The organism is Serratia sp. CY55921, from assembly GCF_052167655.1.
Lineage (GTDB): Bacteria > Pseudomonadota > Gammaproteobacteria > Enterobacterales > Enterobacteriaceae > Serratia > Serratia ureilytica.
Genome location: NZ_JBJNMU010000001.1, coordinates 1992177 through 2011743, shown reverse-complemented (window position 1 = coordinate 2011743; position 19567 = coordinate 1992177). Strand labels below are relative to the sequence as shown.

The window sequence follows — 19567 nt, the reverse complement described above, 5'->3', positions numbered from 1 at the left end:
GTTATCCTTGATGCTAAATTTAGTATCAAATTTAGCACTAACCGAATGGGGTGGCAATCGGATGGAGCCGCCGAAGGATGGCGACTCCACATGCGGACTTACTGCGGGAACCATTTGTCGTTGATGGCCTTGTAGGTGCCGTCGGCCTTGATGGCGTCCAGCGCGGCGTTCAGCTTGGCCAGCAGCGCCTGATTGTCCGGGCGCACCGCGATGCCAAGGCCGGTGCCGAAGTATTGCGCATCGGTGATATGTTCGCCGACCGGCGCCAGCTGCGGGTTGGTTTTCAGCCACTCGTTCACTACGGCGGTATCGCCGAAGACGCCGTCGATACGGCCGTTTTTCAGCTCCAGAATAGCGTTCTGGTAGCTGTCGTAAGAGACGGTGTTAATCTCCGGGTGCTTGTCCTGCATGTATTTCTGGTGGGTGGTGCCGTTTTCCATGCCGAGCTTTTTGCCTTTCAGATCAGCCAGCGAGCTGAACTTGCCTTTTTGCGCGATCACAATCGCCGAGTTGGCATAGTAAGGTTGGGTGAAGGCGACCTGTTTGCTGCGCTCCGGCGTGATATCCATACCGGAAATCACCGCATCGTATTTTTTGAATTTCAGCGCGGCGATCAGGCTGTCGAACGCCTGGTTGGTGAAGGTGCACTGCGCCTGCATCTGCTTGCACAGCGCGTTGGCCAGATCGATATCGAAACCGACGATCTGGTTGTTGGCGTCCAGCGATTCGAACGGCGGATAGGTGGCGGAGGCGGCGAAGCGGATAGTCTCGGCTGCGGTGGCGTTAAAGGTCATTCCGGCCAACATCGTCGCGGCAAGCAGCAGTTTTTTCATGCGTAGAGCTCCTGTCTGGATCCTGAAAGTGATTATTTCGCTATCGTTTGTTTTTACTGGTAATCGCCAGAGGTTTTTGCGAGGACACCTGCTGATAACCCTGCCATTGAGTGAATTAAAATGCAATATAAATGATTAAATATTGCAATGGGGATAAAAAAAGCCCCGCGCAATGGCGGGGCTGGAGAGGGGGATGGCTTCAGTTGCGGCGCTCAAACGCCAACGCGCGGCGCTCCACCAGCCGCATCAGCAGCGTCAGCAGGCCGTTGACGCACAGGTACACCAGACCTGCGGCGCCGAACACCATCACGTCGTAGGTGCGGCCGTACATCAGCTGGCTATAGCCCATCACTTCCATCAGCGTGATGGTGTAGGCCAGCGACGTGCTTTTGAACACCAGCACCACTTCGTTGGAGTAAGATGACAGCGCGCGCTTGAAGGCGAACGGCAGCAGAATGCGCAGCGTCTGCCGGCGCGACATGCCCAGCGCTTCGCACGACTGCCATTGTCCGGCGGGGATGGCGCGCACCGCGCCGTAGAACAGTTGCGTGGTATAGGCCGCGCTGTTCAGCGCCAGCGCAATCATCGCGCACAGCCAGGGCTGCGACAGCAGGTTCCACAGCCAAGGGTAGTCGCGGATCGCCGGAAACTGACCGGGGCCGTAGTAGATCAGGAAGATCTGCACCAGCAGCGGTGTGCCGGTGAACAGCGTCACATAGGCCTTGACCAGCGGCGTCAGAACCGGCGTTTTCAGCGTCAGGATCACCGTCAGCAGCAGCGACAGCAGCAGCGCGACCAGCAGCGCGGCGACGGTCAGGGTCAGGCTGGTATGCAGCCCTTTGAGGATTTCCGGTAAATATTCAATCATCAGACCGGCCCCCGCTCAAAGCGCGTGGCGCGCAGTTCAATGCGCTTGATGACGTATTGGCTGAACAGCGTCACCAGCAGGTAGATGGCCGCCGCGATCACGTACCAGGTAAAGGGTTCCTGGGTGCGGGTGGCGATGCTTTTGGTTTGCAACATCAGATCGTTCACGCTGATCAGCGACACCAGTGCGGTGTCTTTCAGCAGCACCAGCCACTGATTGCCGAGGCCGGGCAGGGCATGGCGCCACATCTGCGGCATGATCAGGCGAAAGAAGATTGCCGCTTTGCCGAGACCCAGCGCCTGGCCGGATTCCCACTGCCCCTGCGGCACCGCTTTGAGCGCGCCGCGCAGCGTCTGCGAGGCGTAGGCGGAATAGAGCAAGGCCAGGGCGATCACCCCGCACAGGAACGGGCTGACTTCGAAATTGTCGATCGCCAGCTGAATCGGCAACTGAAACAGACCGAGGTTAAGGGTAAAGCCGTCGGAGAGCATCAGCAGCAGCTGCGACGAGCCGAAATAGATAAACAGCACCACCAGGATTTCCGGCAGGCCGCGCAACACGGTTACCCAGGCGGTGCCGAGCCAGCTGACGGCTTTCCAGCGGGACGATTCCCATACGGCGAACAGCATCGCCAGAATCAGCCCGAGGATCAGGGCGCAAACGGCAAGGCCGACGGTCATGCCGGCGGCGCTTGCTAAAGGTTGTAATTCATTCATCGGGGCGTATTACTGCTGGAACCATTTTTTGTAGATGGTTTCATAGGTCCCATCCTGCTTGATCTTGTCCAGGGCGGCGTTGAACTTGCCCTGCAGATCGGTATTTTTCTGGCGTACCGCGATGCCGAGGCCAGTGCCGAAGTAGTCTTTATCCGTTACTTTGGCGCCCACTGTCGCCAGCGCGTCATTCTGCTTCAGCCACTCGTTGACCACCGCGGTATCGCCGAACACCGCATCAACGCGGCCGTTCTTCAGATCCAAAATGGCGTTTTGGTAGCTGTCGTAAGGCACGGTGGTGATTTCCGGGTGCTTGTCGGTCAGGTATTTTTGGTGAGTGGTGCCGTTTTGCACGCCGACTTTCTTGCCTTTCAGCGCCGCCACGTCGGCGATTTTGCCTTTCTGCGCGATGAACAGCGCCGAGTTATCGTAGTACGGCTTGGTGAACAACACCTGCTTTTCACGCTCCGGCGTAATGTCCATGCCGGCCATGACCGCATCGAAACGCTTGAACTTCAGGCTTGGGATCAGGCTGTCGAACGCCTGATTGGTGAAGGTGCACTCGGCCTGCATCTCTTTGCACAGCGCGTTGGCCAGATCGACATCAAAACCCTGAATTTTGTTGCCGGCGTCAATAAATTCAAATGGAGGATAGGAGGCTTCGGTAGCGAAACGGATGGTTTCGGCTGCGGAGGCGGAAACGCTGATGCCGGCCAGAACGGCGGCGATTATTAGTTTTTTCATCGCAAACTCCCCAAATTACAGCAAGTTAATTGTTAGTGTGATAAGTAGTTGGCAAACTCGGTGGTCCGCGGCTGCGTGAAGTGGCTGCTGTCGCCTTGCTCCACCACATGGCCGTTTTCCATGTACACCACGCGGCTGGCGGTCTTGCGCGCCACTTCCACTTCGTGGGTGACGATCACCTGAGTGATGCCGGTGCCGGCCAGTTCGCGAATGATGCTGACGATCTGGGCGGTGATTTCCGGATCCAGCGCCGCGGTCGGTTCATCGAACAGCAGCACCTGCGGCTCCATCATCAGGGCACGAGCGATCGCTACGCGCTGCTGCTGGCCGCCGGAAAGGTGCAGCGGAAAGCGATCGGCGAAGTCGGTCAGGCGCAGACGCTTGAGCAGCTTGTCGGCGCGCTCCATCGCCTGAGCCTTGGTCAGACCCAGCACGCGGCAAGGCGCTTCGATCAGGTTCTGGACCACGGTGAGGTGAGGCCACAGGTTGTATTGCTGGAAGACCATGCCGACATTTTGCCGCAGTTCGCGAATGGCTTTTTCGCCCGGCGCCTGCTTGAAATCGAATTGGTTGCCGGCGATCTTTAGCTGACCCGAACGCGGCATTTCCAGCAGGTTCAGCACCCGCAGCAATGAACTTTTCCCGGCGCCGCTTGGGCCAAGCAGCACCAGGGTTTCCCCGGCTGGACATTCCAGCGTGATGTCAAACAGCGCCTGGTGAGCGCCGTAATAGCAATTGATACCGTTAAGTTGAATACTCATGCGCCAGAATTGAATAGACATTGATGCCGCAAATGTTAACTTCCACAGAATACTTATGCAATCTTTGTGCGTTAAAATTTATGAGTGTGCGGCGGGACAGTAAAAGATTAGCACAAGATACCGCGACTCAGGCCGAGGGGGGGGATTTGTGGCGCAGGCTGTGAGATCGGTAGCGAAATTTTTTCTATCGGACGAAATCTGAGCGGCGCAAGGGGAGACGGGAACGACCGACGCGGCGGGTCCGCGTCGGCCGGGGAGTGCGGGTTATCGGTTTTCCAGCACCTGACGCACGCTGCCGTTGGTGGCGTGTGCTGGAACATTCAGGTAGCGAATATCATCAACCACCCAGCAGGTGCCTTCACGCACCATCAGCACTTCGTCTTGCCAGTTCACGGTACTGTTGGCGTCTTTCTGGTAGCTCAAGTCAACGCGCAGCGGGATGTTCTTCGCATCGGTGTTGGGAATGGTCGAGGCGCTGGCGACGGACGCGCTGCTTGGCCCTTGCGCGTTGCCGGAGAACAGATCGCCGGTTATCTGATGCTTGCCCGGATTTTGAGCGGCGCTGACCAGATCCTGATACAGCACTTTGCTCAGATAAGGCTGCAGCTGCGCCAGGCGGTTGCTGTCCGGCAGGCTGGAACCTTGCTGGATGCGCAGGTCATAGAACTTTTGCGCGACCGTATCCGGGCCGCCTTCCACACAGCTGCCGCTGCGGGTGCCGATATCCTTGTATGCCGGTTCCACCGTGGTACAGGCACTCAGCAACAGCGCTAAGGGTAAAACAGCCGCAATCGTTTTTGTTTTCATCTTATTACCTTATGTGAAAGTCTCTACCATGAAGACCGATAGCTTACAGTATAAATGCGTTTTTTGGCCTTGCATTCGTACTGCGTGCCATTGATTAAGCGAACATAATGCCAATCTTCTGGTCATAGATACGTTGAATTAATCAAACAAGGAGTTCTGATGCAGCTTTCAACTACCCCGACCCTGGAAGGGTTTACCATCACCGAATACTGCGGCGTCGTCACTGGCGAAGCGATCCTCGGCGCCAACATTTTTCGTGATTTCTTCGCCGGCGTGCGCGATATCGTCGGCGGCCGCTCGGGCGCTTATGAGAAAGAGCTGCGCAAGGCGCGCCTGATCGCATTCGAAGAGCTGGAAGACCAGGCGAAAGAGCTGGACGCCAACGCGGTGGTCGGCATTGATATCGATTATGAAACCGTTGGTAAAGACGGCAGCATGCTGATGGTGACCGTCAGCGGCACCGCGGTGAAAGTGAGCCGCTAACGCCATGCTTTCTTTTCGCCCCGGCCATTCCGCCGGGGCGACATCCTCTTGATTTATCCCACCTTGTGCTGCTCGACGATTGGGCGGTGTTCCTGCGGCTTCGTGGGCACCGGCTCCTGGCGATGCGGCATCGGGCTTATCGCCGCCGGATGCTGCGGCGCTGCCGGTTCGCGGATCACCGGCTGAGCGACGTGTGGGGCCTGCAGAACCTGCGGGCGCGCGACGGCTGGATGCACCGGCGCAGCGGCCGGCATTGGATGCGTCTGTAGCGGCGCTGAATGTACGGCTGTCGGCTGCTGCGGGTGAGGTGCCGTCGGAACGGCATGCGTGAACGTCGGCGTGCTCATCGGCTGCTGTGCATGAGGCGCGATGACCGGCTGTCGCACGTGCGGGACGGCCGCTACCGGCTGGTGTATGGCTACCGGCTGCTGTACGTGAGGCGCCACCGGCTGGGTATGCGCAAAGTTCGGCAACGTCATCGGCGCGTGGGCCGCAGGCGCGACGTGCGGCTGTTGCGGCGCGCCGATGGGCGTCGGTTGAGTGACGCGGGGCGCCGGCGCGGCGGCGGTATTGTAGTTGTTCACCGTGCTGGTGCTGCTGCGATTCACAGTGTTCACGTTGTTATATTGGTTGATGTTGGTGACGCGATTCACCACGGTGGTGGAATGCGATACGTAGGGCGCATCGCGGTAGACCACCGGTTGGCGTCGATCGTCCCAGCGCATATCCCAGTTGTGCCAGCCGCTGTTGTGCTGATTGAACAATGAGGCGACCGCAATGCCGACACCGAAGCTGATCACGCCGGCCGCCAACATGTCGCCGCCGCTGTAGCCCGAAGGTTGATACCGATAGCTCGGATAGGCTGGGATCGGCGTGCCGTAGGCCACCCAGGGATCATAATGCGGGACGTAAACCGTATCCGGCTGGCTGGGTTCGATGACGATGGTTTCGCCCGGCGCCGCTACCACGCGCTGGCGATAGGGCTGCTGTTCGACATAATGCGTCGTCGGCGCCACGACGATGCGCTGCTGCGGGGTGTTTTTCAGCGTGCCTTGGCTGGCCGCCCGTTGACGCATCACCTGAATGGCGTTCATCACGTCGGTGGGATCGTTTAGGTAGGCGCTGCCCAGGGCGGTGGTCCAGGGGATGTTTTTCGCCATTTGATCGAGCACGTCGGGGAATTGCACCAGGCCGCGCACGCTGGGATCCCAGGGTTGAGCGTCGGCCGCTGAGCTGAGCGCCGCCGGTTGCAAGCCGCGGTTTTGCGCCAGCCAGGCATCCGCGGCGCTGATTTGGTCAGGATAGCCCGCGCCGGCCAACACCTGCGCCAGCAGCTTGTCGGGGAACAGCGCCACCGGGCTGACCAACTGGTACAGTTGATCGGCGCTCAGCGGCGTATAGGCCGGCGCGCTGGCACTCGTGACGGGCGCGGCCGAGGGCGGGGCGCTCCCGCCCATCGCATCGGCGACTTTTTGCCGATCGCAGCCGCTGAGCGGCAGCATGGCGGCACAGAGCAACCAGGACAGATAGCGTGGCGTGAACATGTTCGACTCCGCTCTTTCAGCGCAGATGATACTTTGAGACTATCATGGGCGGGAAAGGCCGCCAGCCGGGAGCAACACTCGCTTGCACATCGGCGCTATCTGTCATTATTTCTCGATGAGCGTGATGATTGGATACAGATAAATCGCGTCGCGTTACATCTTTCACGGACGTCAATCAGGAGGATAAGTGAAAATTTGGCCAGGGATCATCGCCGCCGTGCTGTTGGCGGGATGCCAAAATCCGCAGCAGGACACGCTCGTCGATCGTGGCGCTTACCAGCTCGAAACCTTGCATCAGGCGCAGGGCGCCGATCAGCGCATTCGGTTTCTGGTGATGCACTATACGGCGGAAGACTTTCATTCATCACTGAAAACGCTGACCGATGAACACGTCAGCGCACACTACCTGTTGCCGGCGCACCCGCAGCGCGAACACGGCAAACCGACGGTGTACCGGTTGGTGCCGGAGGCGATGCGCGCCTGGCATGCCGGCACCAGCGGCTGGCGCGGGCGCAGCAATCTCAACGACACCTCGATCGGCATTGAAATCGTCAACAAGGGTTTCACCCGCAGCATGCTGTTCACCCACTGGCAGCCCTACACGGCGGAACAGATCGCCGTGTTGATTCCGCTGAGCCGCGACATTATCCAACGCTATGGCATTCAGCCGCAGGACGTGGTGGGGCACAGCGACATCGCGCCGCAGCGCAAACAGGATCCCGGCCCGCTGTTCCCCTGGCGGCAACTGGCGCAGGCCGGCATCGGCGCATGGCCGGACGAGGCAGACGTGCAGCGGCTGCTGGCGGGGCGAGACAGACAGGCGCCGGTGCCGCTGGCACCGCTGCTCGAAAAGCTGGCGCGTTACGGCTACGCGATCGACCCGTCGTGGGATGCGCGGCAGCAGCGCAACGTGCTGGCGGCGTTTCAGATGCATTTCCGGCCCGGCGATGTGCGCGGCGAGCCGGATGCAGAGAGTGAGGCGATTATCGATGCGCTGCTGTTGAAGTACGGCGCGTGGCGTTGATTACAGGCCGTGCAGTTTGCCGTGATCTTTCAGCCAGCGGGCGGTGCGCGCGATGCCTTCTTCCAGCGAGACGATCGGCTGATAGCCCAGCTCTTGCTGCGCGCGGGTGGTATCGAGCGTGAGATCGAAGTTGAGTTTGGCGACGCCGTAATGGGTCAGCACCGGCTCCTTTTCGCTTTTGCTGCCCAGGCGCTCCATGCCGCGCGCCATCATGTCGAGCATCGGATAGGGGACGGAGCGGATGCGGCACTTCATGCCCAAATCGTCGATCAGCTGCTGCACCACGGTGCGAAGCGGACGCGGCTGCTGGTTGGTGATGTTGTAGGCGCGGCCGGACGGCGTGTCTTCTTTTAGCGTCGCCAGCCACATGGCGTGCACCGCATTCTCCAGATAGGTCATGTCCACCATCGCCGCGCCGCCGCGCGGCAACAGCAGGTTGCCGTAGCGTTTGATCATCTGCAGCAACCGCGGCAGCATCACCTTGTCGTGCGGCCCGAACAGGCCCTGCGGGCGCAAAATGGTGAAATGGGTCTGCGGATTGGACAGCGCCAATTGCTGGATCACCTGCTCGCCGGCGGCCTTGCTGCGCGCGAACTCGTTGGCGTAACGCTGCGGGCGAAAGTCTTCGGTTACGTTGCGGTGATGGTGGTAGTCGAAATAGATCGCCGGGGAAGAGATGTGAATGAACTGCGCCACGCCATAGGCCGCCGCCCATTCGCCGAGGCGGCGGGTGGCGCGGACGTTGGCCAGTTCGAAGGCTTCTTCGGTGCCCCAGGGTGAGGTAAAGCTGGAGCAGTGCCACAGCACATCGACGTCCGCCAGCATCGCTTTGGCCTGCGAAGAGATTAGGTTGGTGAGATCGGCATGAATGAACTCCGCGCCCATTTTTTCCAGCAGGCCACCCATCGCCTGGTTACGACCGGTGGCGCGCACTTTGATGCCCTGGCGGCGCAGATATTCAACGGCGTTACGGCCTAACCCACTGGTTGCACCGGTGACCAATACCTTCATAACGGACTCTATTCTCACCCAAAATCGGAATACCGGCGGGCGCTTGCGGCGCTCCCAGCAAATAAGATGCCATTCTTCCGTGATTTCGTGCGCTATGCAATCGGAAAGCCCCGAAGCACAGCGGCAAACTGTGCGGTTGATCGACAAATGAACGGCATTCAGCGCTGTTGGCGGTCCAGGTTCTCGGCCAGCGTCGCGATGCGCTTCGCCATGCCGCGAAAAATGAACAGGTGCGCGGGCATCATGGCGAACCAATACAGCAGCCCGCTGAAGCCGGCCGGATGCCACCAGGCGCGCACGTCCAGCGTGCGGCGATCGCCGCGATCGGTAATGGTGAAGCTCAGCCGCCCCAGCCCCGGCGCCTTCATGCCGAACAGCAGCGCCAGCTGCCGCAGCGGCTTCAGCGTGATGACTTTCCACCCGTCGATCTCGTCGCCCAGCGCCAGGGACGCGCGCGCCGGGCGGCCATAGACCACGCCGTTGCCGATCATGTCGTCCATGCGGGCGCGGATCCGCCACAGGATATTGGCGTAGAAATAGCCTTCCTCGCCCCCCAACTGCTGCACCGTTTGCCACAGCGCCTGGCTGGAAGCGGCGGTGTCGAGCGAACATCCCGCCTGTTTCGGGTAATAGCCGTAGCCGGGGCGCCAGCGGGCCCGCGCCGCCGGATCGTAGCCCCAGTCGGCGGAATCGACCACCTCCAGTTCGCGCTGCAGCGTGGCGGTGACCGCCTGATCGAAGGTGTGCAGACGTTGCGGGATCAGGGCCTGCAACGGTTTGCCGTCGGCGGGCAGATCGTGCTTCAGGCCCTGGATCAGCGCGCGCGCGATCGGCGTCGGCACCGAGGTGATCAGGCTGATGAACCACACTGAAATCAGTCGCGTCGGCAAGGGGATCGGGATCAGCCAGCGCCGCTTGCCGCTGATGGCGATAAAGCGTTTGAACATATCCTGATAGCTGAGGTATTCCGGCCCGGCGACGTCGAAGATGCGGTGTTCCTCCGCCGGGTGCGCCAGCAGATCGGCCAGGTAAACCAGCAGGTTCTCCAGCGCCACCGGCGACGACTTCGAGCGCACCCAGCGCGGCGGCGTCAGCACCGGCAGGTTATAGACCATGTCGCGCATCACTTCGAACGCCGCCGAGCCGGGGCCGACGATGATGCCGGCGCGCAGCTCGGTTACCGGCACACCGCTCTGGCGCAGGATCTCGCCGGTCAGGCGGCGCGCCGCCAGGTGCGGCGAACTGTCGTCGTTCGGCTGCAGCGCGCCGAGAAAGATCACCTGCTTGACGCAGGCATTGCGCAGCGCATCGCGCAGATTTTCCGCCGCCTGGCGTTCCTTCTCGATAAAGTCGTCGCCGTCGCCCATCGCGTGCACCAGATAGTAAAGCGTATCGATTTCCCACAGCGCCGCGCTCAGGGTTTCCGGGCGGTACAGATCGACATACAGGCAGTTGACCTGCGGCCAGTTCTGCTCCTGCAGCCACTCGATGCGCCGCGCGGCGGCGGTAATCTGGTGCCCCTGTTCGATCAGGTGCGGGATCAGGTTCTGGCCTATATAGCCGCTGGCTCCAAGAACCAGTACGCGTTGGGGTGTCATCGGGCCGCCTTGTGCGGTAGAGGATTGGCAGAACGACAGGATGCCAAATTCAGGGTTTAAATGCACTTTTTGTATGGGTATAAGCCGGTTGCATCCGCCGCGGCGCGAGTTCACACTACGCGCCCCTTATCGCACGAAAAACCGAATGCCATGAAACTCAATGTGATTTGTTACGCCCTGCTGGGCCTGGCGCTGATCGCCAGCCTGTTCTCGCCGCATCCGGTGTGGATGTGGCTGCTGTCGGCCAACCTGCTGACGTTTCTGATCTACGGCGGCGATAAGCTGGCGGCGCACAAGGGATGGCGACGGGTGCCGGAGACGACGCTGTTGCTGTTCGGTGCGCTGGGCGGCTGGTTGGGCGCGCTGCTGGCGCAGCAGCTGTTTCGCCACAAGACCCAGAAGCAGCCGTTTAAAACCTGGTTCATCCTCAGCGTGGCGCTCAATCTGGCGGCGGTGCTGGGGCTGTGGTACTGGGTTTACGGCCGCTGGATCTTCTGAGTGCGGGGCGCGGTCTGCGCCCCGAGCGATCAGGCGTGCTGCTGAAGAAACTCCCGCCACAGTTCGACCACCCGCTGCAGATCCTGACGGCTGACGTCGAGGTGGGTCAGAATGCGCGTCAGCGGGCCGCTGCTGATCAGCACGCCGCGTTCGCGCATCCACGGGCCGAGTTTGGCCGCCAGCGCCGGCGTTTGGCGCAGGTACAGCACGTTGGTCTGCGCACCGGGATCGGCGATCTCTACGCCGATCTGCCGCAGCTGTTGCTCCAGCCAGACCGCGTTGTCATGGTCTTCGCGCAGCCGCGCGACGTTATGCTCCAGCGCGTAGAGGCCGGCCGCCGCCAAAATGCCGGCCTGGCGCAGCCCGCCGCCGGTCATCTTGCGCCAGCGCAGCGCGCGTTGGATGAAAGCCTCGCTGCCGCACAGCAGCGAGCCGACCGGCGCGCCCAACCCTTTCGACAGGCAAATGGTGAAGGTGTCGCAGTACTGCACGATCTCTTTTAGCGGCAGGTTCAGCGCCACGGCGGCGTTGAAGATGCGCGCGCCGTCGATATGCAACGCCAACTGCCGCTCGCGGGTAAACAGCCACGCCTGCTGTAGATAGGCCTGCGGCAAGACTCTGCCGCTTATGGTGTTTTCCAGGCTCAACAGCCGGGTGCGGGCGAAGTGGATATCGTCGGGTTTGATGGCGGCGGCGAGCTTGTCCAGCGGCAGCGTGCCGTCGGTGTCGGCCTCGATCGGCTGCGGCTGGATGCTGCCCAGCACCGCTGCGCCGCCGGCTTCGTATTTGTAGTTGTGCGCCTGCTGGCCGACCAGATATTCATCGCCGCGCTGGCAGTGGCTCAGCAGCGCCACCAGGTTGGCCTGGGTGCCGCTGGGCAGAAACAGCGCCGCTTCTTTGCCCGACAGACGCACCGCTTCCGCCTCCAGCGCGTTGACCGTCGGATCATCGCCGTAGACGTCGTCGCCGACTTCTGCCTGAGCCATCGCCTGGCGCATGGCGGCGCTGGGGCGGGTGACGGTGTCGCTGCGTAGATCGATAAGCATAGGGTTCCTGGAATATAAGGGAGAGGAAAAGGGTACATGGCATCATATACCCTTTATTTCACCGGGGCAGCTTGCTTAGCGCAGCCAGTTGGTTTTCGCCAGCTCGACCACTTCGTCACCGCGGCCGTTGATGATGGCGCGCAGCATGTACAGGCTGAAGCCTTTCGCCTGTTCGAACTTGATCTGCGGCGGCATCGCCAGTTCTTGCTTGGCGGTGACCACGTCCAGCAGCGCCGGGCCGGGGTGCGCCAACATCTCCTGCAGCGCGCCGTCCAGCTCCGAGGCTTTTTCCACGCGGATGCCCTTGATGCCGGCGGCGTTGGCGATCGCCGCGAAGTCCGGATTATGCAGATCGGTGCCGTCGGTCAGGTAGCCGCCGGCCTTCATCTCCATCGCCACGAATCCCAGCACGCTGTTGTTGAACACCACGATCTTCACCGGCAGCTTGAGCTGCGCCAGCGACAGGAAATCCCCCATCAGCATGGTGAAGCCGCCGTCGCCGCACATGGCGATCACCTGTTTCTCCGGCGCGGTGGCCTGAGCGCCGATCGCCTGCGGCATGGCGTTGGCCATCGAACCGTGGTTGAACGAGCCGAGCAGGCGACGCTTGCCGTTCATTTTCACGTAGCGGGCGGCCCACACCGTTGGCGTGCCGACGTCGCAGGTGAAGATGGCGTCGTCGCTGGCATAGTGGCTGAGCTGCTGCGCCAGATACTGCGGGTGGATCGGTTGGTCGTCGCCGGCGGTCGCCAGCCCGTCGAGATCCTTGCGCGCGTTGCGATAATGCTCCAGCGCCTTGTCGAGGAACGTCCGGTCGCGCTTCGGCTCCAGCTGCGGCAGAAGGGCGGTGAGGGTGGTGTGGATATCGCCCACCAGCGCCATATTGACCGGGCAGTGCGCGCCGATGCTGCCGGGATTGATGTCGATCTGAATGATGTTGGCGTTAGTGGGGTAGAACGCGCGATAGGGGAACTGGGTGCCGAGCAGCACCAGCGTGTCGGCGTTCATCATCGCGTGGTAGCCGGAGGAGAAACCGATCAGCCCGGTCATGCCGACGCTGTAGGGGTTGTCCCATTCGATATGCTCCTTACCGCGCAGCGCGTGCACCACCGGCGCCTGCAGCAGCTCGGCCAGCTTGACCACTTCATCGTGCGCGCCGGCGCAGCCGCTGCCGCACATCAGGGTGATGTTCTTCGCCTTGTTCAGCGTTTCCGCCAGCTTGTTCAACTCGCTCATCGGTGGCTGCACCAGCGGCAGCGCCGGGGTATGCCAGGTCAGGGTCGCGTCTTCCGGCGCCATGCGCAGCGCCACGTCGCCCGGCAAGACGACCACCGAGACGCCGCGGTTGAGGATCGCCTTGCGCATGGCGATCTCCAGCACGCGCGGCAGCTGTTCCGGGTTGGAAACCAGCTCGCAATAGTGGCTGCATTCGCGGAACAGCTCCTGCGGATGGGTTTCCTGGAAGTAGCCGCTGCCGATTTCGCTGGAAGGGATGTGTGCGGCGATCGCCAGCACTGGCACATGGTTGCGGTGGCAGTCGAACAGGCCGTTGATCAGATGCAGGTTGCCGGGGCCGCAGGAACCGGCGCACACCGCCAACTGGCCGGTAAGCTGGGCTTCGGCGCCGGCGGCGAAGGCGGCCACCTCTTCATGGCGGGTGCCCAGCCATTCGATGGTGCCCATGCGGTGCAGGCTGTCGCTAAGGCCGTTGAGCGAATCGCCGGTCACGCCCCAAATGCGTTTTACGCCGGCTTGATCCAGCGTTTTGGCGATCAGTGTGGCTACGGTTTGCTTCATGGTTCCCCCAAACATGGTTTGAAAAACGATGTGTACTCGATCCGGTGAGTGGCAGCAGAACAACTGCAAGCATAGCTTACCGGCTGTGGACGAGATGCGGTCAGGAAGGGTAAAGAGCGTAGAACGGGGAAAAGTGTAACCGGGCTGGGCGCGGGGAACTTGCCGATAAATGCCCCATCGCGGTGATGGGGCCAGGGGATCACGCCAGCGTGACGTCACCCTGCAGTTGGCAACTGCAGGCCAGCACGTAGCCTTGCGCTATTTCTTCCGCGCTCAGCGTCATGGTGCTGGTGGTGGTGTAGTCGCCCTCGAGGATGCGGGTTTTGCATGAGCCGCACACCCCGGCGCGACAGGCGGCGTTGACCGGCAGGGCATGGGCCTCCATCGCCGCCAGCAGCGTGCTGCCGACCGGCACGCGGAATTCGCGCAGCGGGCGGGCGGCGCGCAGCGTCAGCCCTTCGGTGGCATCGGCCTGCGCCGTCGGCGTGTGGAACTGCTCTTTATGGAAACGCTCGGCCGGCACGCCGAGCCGGCGACAAAGCTGCTCCACCTGATCCATGTAGGGCGCAGGACCGCAGGTCATCACCGTGCGTTCGGCGATATCCGGCGCCGCCTGCCGCAGCGTCTGTTCATCGATACGGCCGCTGAGGTAGCCGGGTTGCAGATCCTGCTCGGCCATCAGCGTCAGGCGCAGCTGCGGATGGGCGGCGCACAGCGCGCGCCACTGATCGGCGAAAATCGTGTCGGCGGGGGTGCGCACGTTAAAGATCGCGGCGATATCGCAGGTTGGACGGTTGGCGGTCAGCCAGCGGCACATCGAGACGATCGGCGTCACGCCGCAGCCGGCGGCCAGCATCAGATAACGATCGGCCGGGTGACGCTCGCAGCTGAACTCGCCCTGTGCGTCGGACAGCCACAGCGTGTTGCCGGGCTTGACCTCTTGCGTCAGCCAGCGCGATCCGGCGCCGTCCGGCAGGCAGCGCACGCTGATGCTGAGAAAGCGGCTCTGGCCAGGCGAGGAGGAGAGCGTATAGGCGCGCAGCGTCTCCTCGCTGTTGCGGATGCTGACCAGCGCAAACTGGCCCGCCTGATAGGGATAGAAAACGTCGCAGATCAGGTTCAGCGTCCAGACGTCGGCGGTTTCACGCCGGATGGAATGCACCTGCATGCGGTTCGGGCAAAGCGGAGTGGGTTGAGTCATCGGGGCACCTCAAAAAGCAAAGGGGCCGGCGCAGGCGGCCCCATAACGTAACGGCATCAGGCGAGCAGCGCGTTGATATCCTGCTCGACGGTGGTGATCGGACGCAGGCCGAATTTCTCGTTGAGGACCGCCATCAGGTTGTCGGTCAGGAAGCCCGGCGCGGTCGGGCCGGTGACGATGTTTTTCACCCCCAACGACAGCAGCGTCAGCAGAATGACGATCGCCTTCTGTTCAAACCACGACAGCACCAGGCTGAGCGGCAACTCGTTGACGCTGCAGCCGAGCGTATCCGCCAGCTTGACCGCCAACATGATGGCGGAGTAGGCGTCGTTGCACTGGCCGACGTCCAGCAGGCGCGGCAACCCTTCCAGCGTGCCGAAGTCCAGCTTATTGAAACGGTACTTGCCGCAGGCCAGCGTCATGATCAGGCAGTCTTGCGGCACGCTGCGGGCGAAGTCGGTGAAGTAGCTGCGCTCGTCGCGGCTGCCGTCGCAGCCGCCGACCAGGAAGACGTGGCGCAGTTTTTTCTGCGACACCAGGTCGATGACCGTATCGGCGGCGTTCAGCAGCGTCTGGCGGCCGAAGCCGACGGTGATCAGATGCTCAATCTCGGTATAAGGGAAGCCGTTCATGCCCTGAGCCTGGCGGATCACGGCGCCGAAGTCGTCGCCTTCCAGATGGTTGACGCCCGGCCAGCCGACGATGCTGCGGGTCCAGATGCGATCGCCGTAGTTGCCGACGTTAGGATCGATGATGCAGTTGGAGGTCATCACGATCGGGCCGGGGAATTTGGCGAATTCCGTCTGCTGGTTCTGCCAGCCGCTGCCGTAGTTGCCCACCAGATGCTTGAATTTTTTCAGTTCCGGATAGCCGTGCGCCGGCAGCATTTCGCCGTGGGTGTAGACGTTGACGTTTTGCCCTTCGGTTTGCTCGAGCAGCATGCGCAGATCTTTCAGATCGTGCCCGGAGATCAGAATGGCTTTTCCCGCCACCGGGCGCACGTTGACCGCGCTGGGCTGCGGATCGCCGTAGGCTTGGGTTTCGCCGCGGTCGAGGATCGCCATCACGTTGAAGTTCATCTTGCCGATGCCCATGGCGTTGTTCAGCAGGGTGTCGACGTCGCGCGGCTGGGTGCCGAGCCAGGCCATGAAAGCGTGGTAGTCGGCATAAAGCTGTTCGTCGAACTGGCCGAGCACGTGCGCGTGTTCCATATAGGCCGCCGCGCCTTTCAGGCCATACAGACACAGCAGGCGCAAACCGTGTACGTCGTCGCCGACCTCGGCCTTGTCGCTGTCGAGGGCAAACTGCGCCGCCTGCTGCAGCAGCGCAGGCATATCGTCGCCGGCCAGCTGCAGCGCCGCCATCGGGTGATCGACGCGCACGCCGCCATCCAGCAACCGGCAACGGGCGGCCAGCGAGTCGCGCAGCAGCAGGGTTTCCCGCGCGTAACCGATGATGCGCTGGGAGTCGAAGTTAACGTTGGTCAGGGTGGAGAAGAAGGCGCGCGGGGCGAAGCTGTCGATCTCATGGTCGACGATGCCCAGCGAACGCGCCTGCAGCGCCCAGGCGGAGAGGCCCTGCAGCGCCGCCACCAGCAGATCCTGCAGATCGGAGGTTTCCGCCGTTTTGCCGCACATGCCCTGAGCATACGCGCAGCCGTTGCCTGCCGGGGTTCGAATGGTTTGTTCACATTGCACACAGAACATAGTCGCTTCCTTTTATTTTTAAAGTTGCATTTGTAATGCTTGTTTAAAAGCATAGATCGGCGATCGGGGTTGCAAAAGGCTTTTGTGCGACTACTGCGGGCAAGTTTGATTTAGCGCAATTTTGCCGTGCGGATGGGAATGATTACGCTTTGGGGGCCGGGTGGCCCCCAAGGGGAAAGGATCAGGAGAACAGGGCGATCAGCACCGGCGCCAGCAGGCTCAGCAGGAAGCCGTGCACGATGGCGGGCGGCACCATGTCCAGTCCGCCGCTGCGCTGCAGCACCGGCAGGGTGAAGTCCATCGAGGTGGCGCCGCACAGGCCGAGGGCGGTGGAGCGGCTGCGGCGCACCAGCGTCGGGATCAGCATGATCGCCACCAGCTCGCGTGCCAGATCGTTGAAGAACGCGGCGCTGCCCATCACCGGGCCGTAGGCGTCGGTGATCAGAATGCCGGACAGCGAGTACCAGCCGAAGCCAGAGGCCATCGCCAGCCCGGCCTTGACCGGCAGCCCCAGCAGCTGCGCCGCCAGCGCGCCGCCGGCCAGAGACGCGACGACCACCGCCAGCGCCACCAGCGTGCCGCGGCGGTTGAGCACGATCTGGCGCAGCGTCATGCCGCTGTTGCGCAGCTGAATGCCGACCAGCAACAGCAGGAAGATCAGCGCATATTCGCTGCCTTTATGGGCGAACTGCAGCCATTGCCACTGCGTCAGGCCGAGCAGGAAGCCGCCGAGCACCACGCCGCACAGCTTGAGCGACTCCAGCGCCATATGCACGCGCGAAGGCAGCTTTTCCTGTTTATGGCTGCTGCGCCACGGCATGCGCCGCTCCAGCAGCGCCAGCAACAGCAGATTGGCGCAGAGAATGCAGAAGAAGAACGCTGCGCTGTACTGGAAGATCAGCATCAGATTGCTGCTGAGATTCTCCATAAACGCCAGGCTGATGCCCATGAAAAACAGGATCACATACACCATCCAGCTCAGCAGGCGGTTGATCAGCACCAGCAGCGGGCGATGGCGTAAGGGAATGAGGTAACCGACAATCAGCGGTAACAGAATAATCAACAGTCCTGAGTACATGGTGCAACGAGTGTCCTTGAGTTTTGATGCGCGACGAACAGCGGCGAGGAGCACACGCTAACCAAAAGCCCGGCCGGAGTAAAGCGGCAGATTTGACGCTGGCCGCTTGACCTGCAAGGGGTTTTTTGACCATGCTCTGTGAAAGTCGCCTCATTGAAGAGGCGACGGCGCGCACGGGAGGCGGCGGATGTTCTTGGAGCGTATCGAAATTGTAGGTTTTCGCGGTATTAATCGGCTGTCCCTGATGCTGGACGATAACACGTTGTTGCTCGGCGAAAACGCCTGGGGTAAATCCAGCCTGCTGGATGCGCTGACGCTGCTGCTGGCGCCGGAGCAGAAACTGTATCGATTTGAAGCGCACGACTTCCATTTTCCCCCCGGTGAGGAGGCGGCCAAAGAGCGCCACCTGCAGGTGGTATTCACCTTCTGCGAGAAAGACATCGGCCACGCGCACCTGCCGCGCTACCGCCATCTGACGCCGTTGTGGGTCAAGGGGGAAGACGGCCTGAGCCGCATTCACTACCGCTGCGAGGGCGAGCTGGCCGATGACGGTACGGTGTGTACCTGGCGCGGTTTTCTCGACGCCGACGGCAACGCCTTTCAACTGCACCATATCGAACAGCTGGCCCACGCCATCATCCGCATCCACCCGGTTTTGCGCCTGCGCGACGCGCGCTTTATTCGCCGCCTGCGCCCCAGCAGCCTCGGCGATGAACGCAAACCCGATACCCAGGCGTTGGCGCAGCAGCTGGATCAGCTGACGCGCGAGCTGGTGCGCAATCCGCAGAAGCTGACCAACGGCGAGCTGCGTCAGGGGCTGGCGGCGATGCAGCAATTGCTCGAGCACTACTTTGCCGAGCAGAGCTCGCAGGTGGCGCGGCCGCGCCGCCGCGGCGGTGAACCGGAGCAGGACGCCTGGCGCGCGCTGGACGGCATCAACCGCATGGTCGCCGAGCCGAACAGCCGCAGCATGCGTCTGATCCTGCTGGGCATGTTTTCCACCCTGCTGCAGGCCAAGGGCGACGTCAAGCTGGACCCGCACGCCCGGCCGCTGCTGCTGGTGGAGGACCCGGAAACTCGCCTGCATCCGATCATGCTCTCGGTGGCCTGGGGGCTGCTCAATCAGCTGCCGCTGCAGCGCATCACCACCACCAACTCCAGCGAACTGGTGTCGCTGGTGCCGGTGGAGCACGTGTGCCGGCTGGTGCGCGAGTCGGGCCGCGTCGCGACCTATCGTCTCGGGCCGCGCGGGTTGAGCGCCGAAGACGGGCGGCGCATCGCGTTTCACATCCGTTTCAACCGGCCGTCGTCGCTGTTCGCTCGCTGCTGGCTGCTGGTGGAAGGCGAGACCGAAGTGTGGCTGCTGAACGAGCTGGCGCGCCAGTGCGGCTATCATTTCGAGGCGGAAGGGGTAAGGGTCATCGAATTCGCTCAGTGCGGCCTGAAGCCGCTGCTGCGCTTCGCCCGCCGCATGGGCATCGAGTGGCATGCGCTGGTGGACGGCGATGAGGCGGGCAAAAAGTACGCCAACACCGTGCGCAGCCTGCTGGACAATCATGAAGACAACGAACGCGATCGGCTGACCGCGCTGCCGGCGCCGGACATGGAGCACTTCATGTTCCGCGAAGGGTTCGGCCCGGTTTATCACCGGATGGCGTCGGTGCCGCTCAACGCGCAGATGCCGGTGCGCAAGGTGATCCTGAAAGCGGTCCACCACTCTTCGAAGCCGGATCTGGCGATCGAGGTCGCGATGCAGGCCGGCGAATGGGGCACGGACTCGGTGCCGCCGCTGCTGAAGAAAATGTTCTCACGGGTGATCTGGCTGGCGCGCGGCCGGGCGGACTGACGGCCCGCC

Annotated in this window: 18 protein-coding genes; 4 read left to right on the top strand and 14 right to left on the bottom strand. The window is 62.1% G+C overall.

The genetic code is table 11. From position 1 onward, the window contains the following. Positions 1-98: 98 nt before the first annotated feature. From artJ (ACJ8M3_RS09745) to ACJ8M3_RS09720, 6 genes are all read right to left on the bottom strand, one after another. On the bottom strand, positions 99-833 hold the full coding sequence (artJ, locus tag ACJ8M3_RS09745; RefSeq protein ID WP_015377297.1) for an arginine ABC transporter substrate-binding protein: 735 nt from the start codon (positions 831-833) through the stop codon (positions 99-101). A 199-nt stretch (positions 834-1032) separates the two neighbouring features. After that, the gene (gene artM, locus ACJ8M3_RS09740; RefSeq protein WP_033650651.1) at positions 1033-1701 is read right to left on the bottom strand and encodes an arginine ABC transporter permease ArtM; all 669 of its coding nucleotides are present in this window, start codon (positions 1699-1701) and stop codon (positions 1033-1035) included. Further along, complete coding sequence (gene artQ, locus ACJ8M3_RS09735) at positions 1701-2417, bottom strand: arginine ABC transporter permease ArtQ (RefSeq protein WP_025159684.1); 717 nt, start codon at positions 2415-2417, stop codon at positions 1701-1703. The genes artM and artQ overlap by 1 nt, the downstream gene beginning before the upstream one ends. 9 nt (positions 2418-2426) lie before the next feature. Further along, positions 2427-3158 (bottom strand): arginine ABC transporter substrate-binding protein, encoded by a 732-nt coding sequence (artJ, locus tag ACJ8M3_RS09730; RefSeq protein ID WP_033642533.1) that lies wholly within the window; start codon positions 3156-3158, stop codon positions 2427-2429. A gap of 32 nt (positions 3159-3190) precedes the next feature. Then, on the bottom strand, positions 3191-3919 hold the full coding sequence (artP, locus tag ACJ8M3_RS09725) for an arginine ABC transporter ATP-binding protein ArtP (RefSeq protein WP_089192582.1): 729 nt from the start codon (positions 3917-3919) through the stop codon (positions 3191-3193). A gap of 264 nt (positions 3920-4183) precedes the next feature. Next, positions 4184-4726 carry a lipoprotein gene (locus ACJ8M3_RS09720; protein WP_033642535.1) on the bottom strand — a complete coding sequence of 181 codons (543 nt, stop codon included), beginning with the start codon at positions 4724-4726 and terminating at the stop codon, positions 4184-4186. 159 nt (positions 4727-4885) lie between these two features. Here ACJ8M3_RS09720 and ACJ8M3_RS09715 point away from each other — a divergent pair, with 159 nt between their 5' ends. After that, the gene (locus ACJ8M3_RS09715; protein ID WP_442514654.1) at positions 4886-5209 is read left to right on the top strand and encodes a heavy metal-binding domain-containing protein; all 324 of its coding nucleotides are present in this window, start codon (positions 4886-4888) and stop codon (positions 5207-5209) included. Between the two features lie 53 nt (positions 5210-5262). On the opposite strand, the gene ACJ8M3_RS09710 is transcribed toward ACJ8M3_RS09715, so the two are convergent. Further along, positions 5263-6753 (bottom strand): DUF3300 domain-containing protein, encoded by a 1491-nt coding sequence (locus ACJ8M3_RS09710; RefSeq protein WP_442514653.1) that lies wholly within the window; start codon positions 6751-6753, stop codon positions 5263-5265. A gap of 187 nt (positions 6754-6940) precedes the next feature. Here ACJ8M3_RS09710 and ACJ8M3_RS09705 point away from each other — a divergent pair, with 187 nt between their 5' ends. Next, on the top strand, positions 6941-7777 hold the full coding sequence (locus tag ACJ8M3_RS09705) for an N-acetylmuramoyl-L-alanine amidase (protein ID WP_033642537.1): 837 nt from the start codon (positions 6941-6943) through the stop codon (positions 7775-7777). Here the strand turns inward: ACJ8M3_RS09705 and ACJ8M3_RS09700 are convergent, their stop codons facing one another. Both ACJ8M3_RS09700 and ACJ8M3_RS09695 read right to left on the bottom strand, forming a co-directional pair. Beyond that, a complete protein-coding gene (locus ACJ8M3_RS09700; protein ID WP_004928393.1) occupies positions 7778-8788 on the bottom strand; it encodes an NAD-dependent epimerase/dehydratase family protein in 1011 nt (336 codons plus the stop codon). A gap of 158 nt (positions 8789-8946) precedes the next feature. Beyond that, entirely contained in the window at positions 8947-10386 is a 1440-nt protein-coding gene (locus ACJ8M3_RS09695; RefSeq protein ID WP_047572070.1) for a DUF2867 domain-containing protein, read from the bottom strand. Positions 10387-10536: 150 nt separating this feature from the next. Between ACJ8M3_RS09695 and ACJ8M3_RS09690 the strand changes: the two genes are divergently transcribed. After that, positions 10537-10884: a DUF1294 domain-containing protein gene (locus ACJ8M3_RS09690; protein WP_099783632.1), complete on the top strand. Its 348-nt coding sequence runs from the start codon at positions 10537-10539 to the stop codon at positions 10882-10884. A 29-nt stretch (positions 10885-10913) separates the two neighbouring features. Here the strand turns inward: ACJ8M3_RS09690 and ltaE are convergent, their stop codons facing one another. The 5 genes from ltaE to ACJ8M3_RS09665 all read right to left on the bottom strand — a co-directional run bounded on the left by ltaE (position 10914) and on the right by ACJ8M3_RS09665 (position 17712). Next, positions 10914-11930 carry a low-specificity L-threonine aldolase gene (gene ltaE / locus ACJ8M3_RS09685; protein ID WP_442514652.1) on the bottom strand — a complete coding sequence of 339 codons (1017 nt, stop codon included), beginning with the start codon at positions 11928-11930 and terminating at the stop codon, positions 10914-10916. Between the two features lie 75 nt (positions 11931-12005). Then, the gene (gene poxB, locus ACJ8M3_RS09680) at positions 12006-13727 is read right to left on the bottom strand and encodes a ubiquinone-dependent pyruvate dehydrogenase (protein WP_198810749.1); all 1722 of its coding nucleotides are present in this window, start codon (positions 13725-13727) and stop codon (positions 12006-12008) included. A 199-nt stretch (positions 13728-13926) separates the two neighbouring features. Beyond that, positions 13927-14928 carry an NADH oxidoreductase gene (gene hcr, locus ACJ8M3_RS09675; RefSeq protein WP_197800340.1) on the bottom strand — a complete coding sequence of 334 codons (1002 nt, stop codon included), beginning with the start codon at positions 14926-14928 and terminating at the stop codon, positions 13927-13929. Positions 14929-14984: 56 nt separating this feature from the next. Further along, positions 14985-16634, bottom strand: coding sequence for a hydroxylamine reductase (gene hcp / locus ACJ8M3_RS09670; protein WP_201884460.1), 1650 nt, complete (start codon positions 16632-16634; stop codon positions 14985-14987). 181 nt (positions 16635-16815) lie between these two features. Further along, complete coding sequence (locus ACJ8M3_RS09665; protein WP_033642544.1) at positions 16816-17712, bottom strand: lysine exporter LysO family protein; 897 nt, start codon at positions 17710-17712, stop codon at positions 16816-16818. A 187-nt stretch (positions 17713-17899) separates the two neighbouring features. Between ACJ8M3_RS09665 and ACJ8M3_RS09660 the strand changes: the two genes are divergently transcribed. Then, positions 17900-19558 carry an ATP-dependent endonuclease gene (locus ACJ8M3_RS09660; RefSeq protein ID WP_033642546.1) on the top strand — a complete coding sequence of 553 codons (1659 nt, stop codon included), beginning with the start codon at positions 17900-17902 and terminating at the stop codon, positions 19556-19558. Positions 19559-19567: the final 9 nt, after the last annotated feature.

What these genes read in the sequence shown, in the direction of transcription:
- ACJ8M3_RS09690 (WP_099783632.1), top strand. Translation starts at nt 10,537, where the DNA reads ATGAAACTCAATGTGATTTGTTACGCCCTGCTGGGCCTGGCGCTGATC.
- artM (WP_033650651.1), bottom strand. Translation starts at nt 1,701, where the DNA reads ATGATTGAATATTTACCGGAAATCCTCAAAGGGCTGCATACCAGCCTG.
- ACJ8M3_RS09665 (WP_033642544.1), bottom strand. Translation starts at nt 17,712, where the DNA reads ATGTACTCAGGACTGTTGATTATTCTGTTACCGCTGATTGTCGGTTAC.
- hcr (WP_197800340.1), bottom strand. Translation starts at nt 14,928, where the DNA reads ATGACTCAACCCACTCCGCTTTGCCCGAACCGCATGCAGGTGCATTCC.
- ACJ8M3_RS09715 (WP_442514654.1), top strand. Translation starts at nt 4,886, where the DNA reads ATGCAGCTTTCAACTACCCCGACCCTGGAAGGGTTTACCATCACCGAA.
- ACJ8M3_RS09710 (WP_442514653.1), bottom strand. Translation starts at nt 6,753, where the DNA reads ATGTTCACGCCACGCTATCTGTCCTGGTTGCTCTGTGCCGCCATGCTG.
- artJ (WP_033642533.1), bottom strand. Translation starts at nt 3,158, where the DNA reads ATGAAAAAACTAATAATCGCCGCCGTTCTGGCCGGCATCAGCGTTTCC.
- artJ (WP_015377297.1), bottom strand. Translation starts at nt 833, where the DNA reads ATGAAAAAACTGCTGCTTGCCGCGACGATGTTGGCCGGAATGACCTTT.
- ACJ8M3_RS09660 (WP_033642546.1), top strand. Translation starts at nt 17,900, where the DNA reads ATGTTCTTGGAGCGTATCGAAATTGTAGGTTTTCGCGGTATTAATCGG.
- hcp (WP_201884460.1), bottom strand. Translation starts at nt 16,634, where the DNA reads ATGTTCTGTGTGCAATGTGAACAAACCATTCGAACCCCGGCAGGCAAC.
- ACJ8M3_RS09700 (WP_004928393.1), bottom strand. Translation starts at nt 8,788, where the DNA reads ATGAAGGTATTGGTCACCGGTGCAACCAGTGGGTTAGGCCGTAACGCC.
- artP (WP_089192582.1), bottom strand. Translation starts at nt 3,919, where the DNA reads ATGAGTATTCAACTTAACGGTATCAATTGCTATTACGGCGCTCACCAG.
- artQ (WP_025159684.1), bottom strand. Translation starts at nt 2,417, where the DNA reads ATGAATGAATTACAACCTTTAGCAAGCGCCGCCGGCATGACCGTCGGC.
- ACJ8M3_RS09720 (WP_033642535.1), bottom strand. Translation starts at nt 4,726, where the DNA reads ATGAAAACAAAAACGATTGCGGCTGTTTTACCCTTAGCGCTGTTGCTG.
- ltaE (WP_442514652.1), bottom strand. Translation starts at nt 11,930, where the DNA reads ATGCTTATCGATCTACGCAGCGACACCGTCACCCGCCCCAGCGCCGCC.
- ACJ8M3_RS09695 (WP_047572070.1), bottom strand. Translation starts at nt 10,386, where the DNA reads ATGACACCCCAACGCGTACTGGTTCTTGGAGCCAGCGGCTATATAGGC.
- poxB (WP_198810749.1), bottom strand. Translation starts at nt 13,727, where the DNA reads ATGAAGCAAACCGTAGCCACACTGATCGCCAAAACGCTGGATCAAGCC.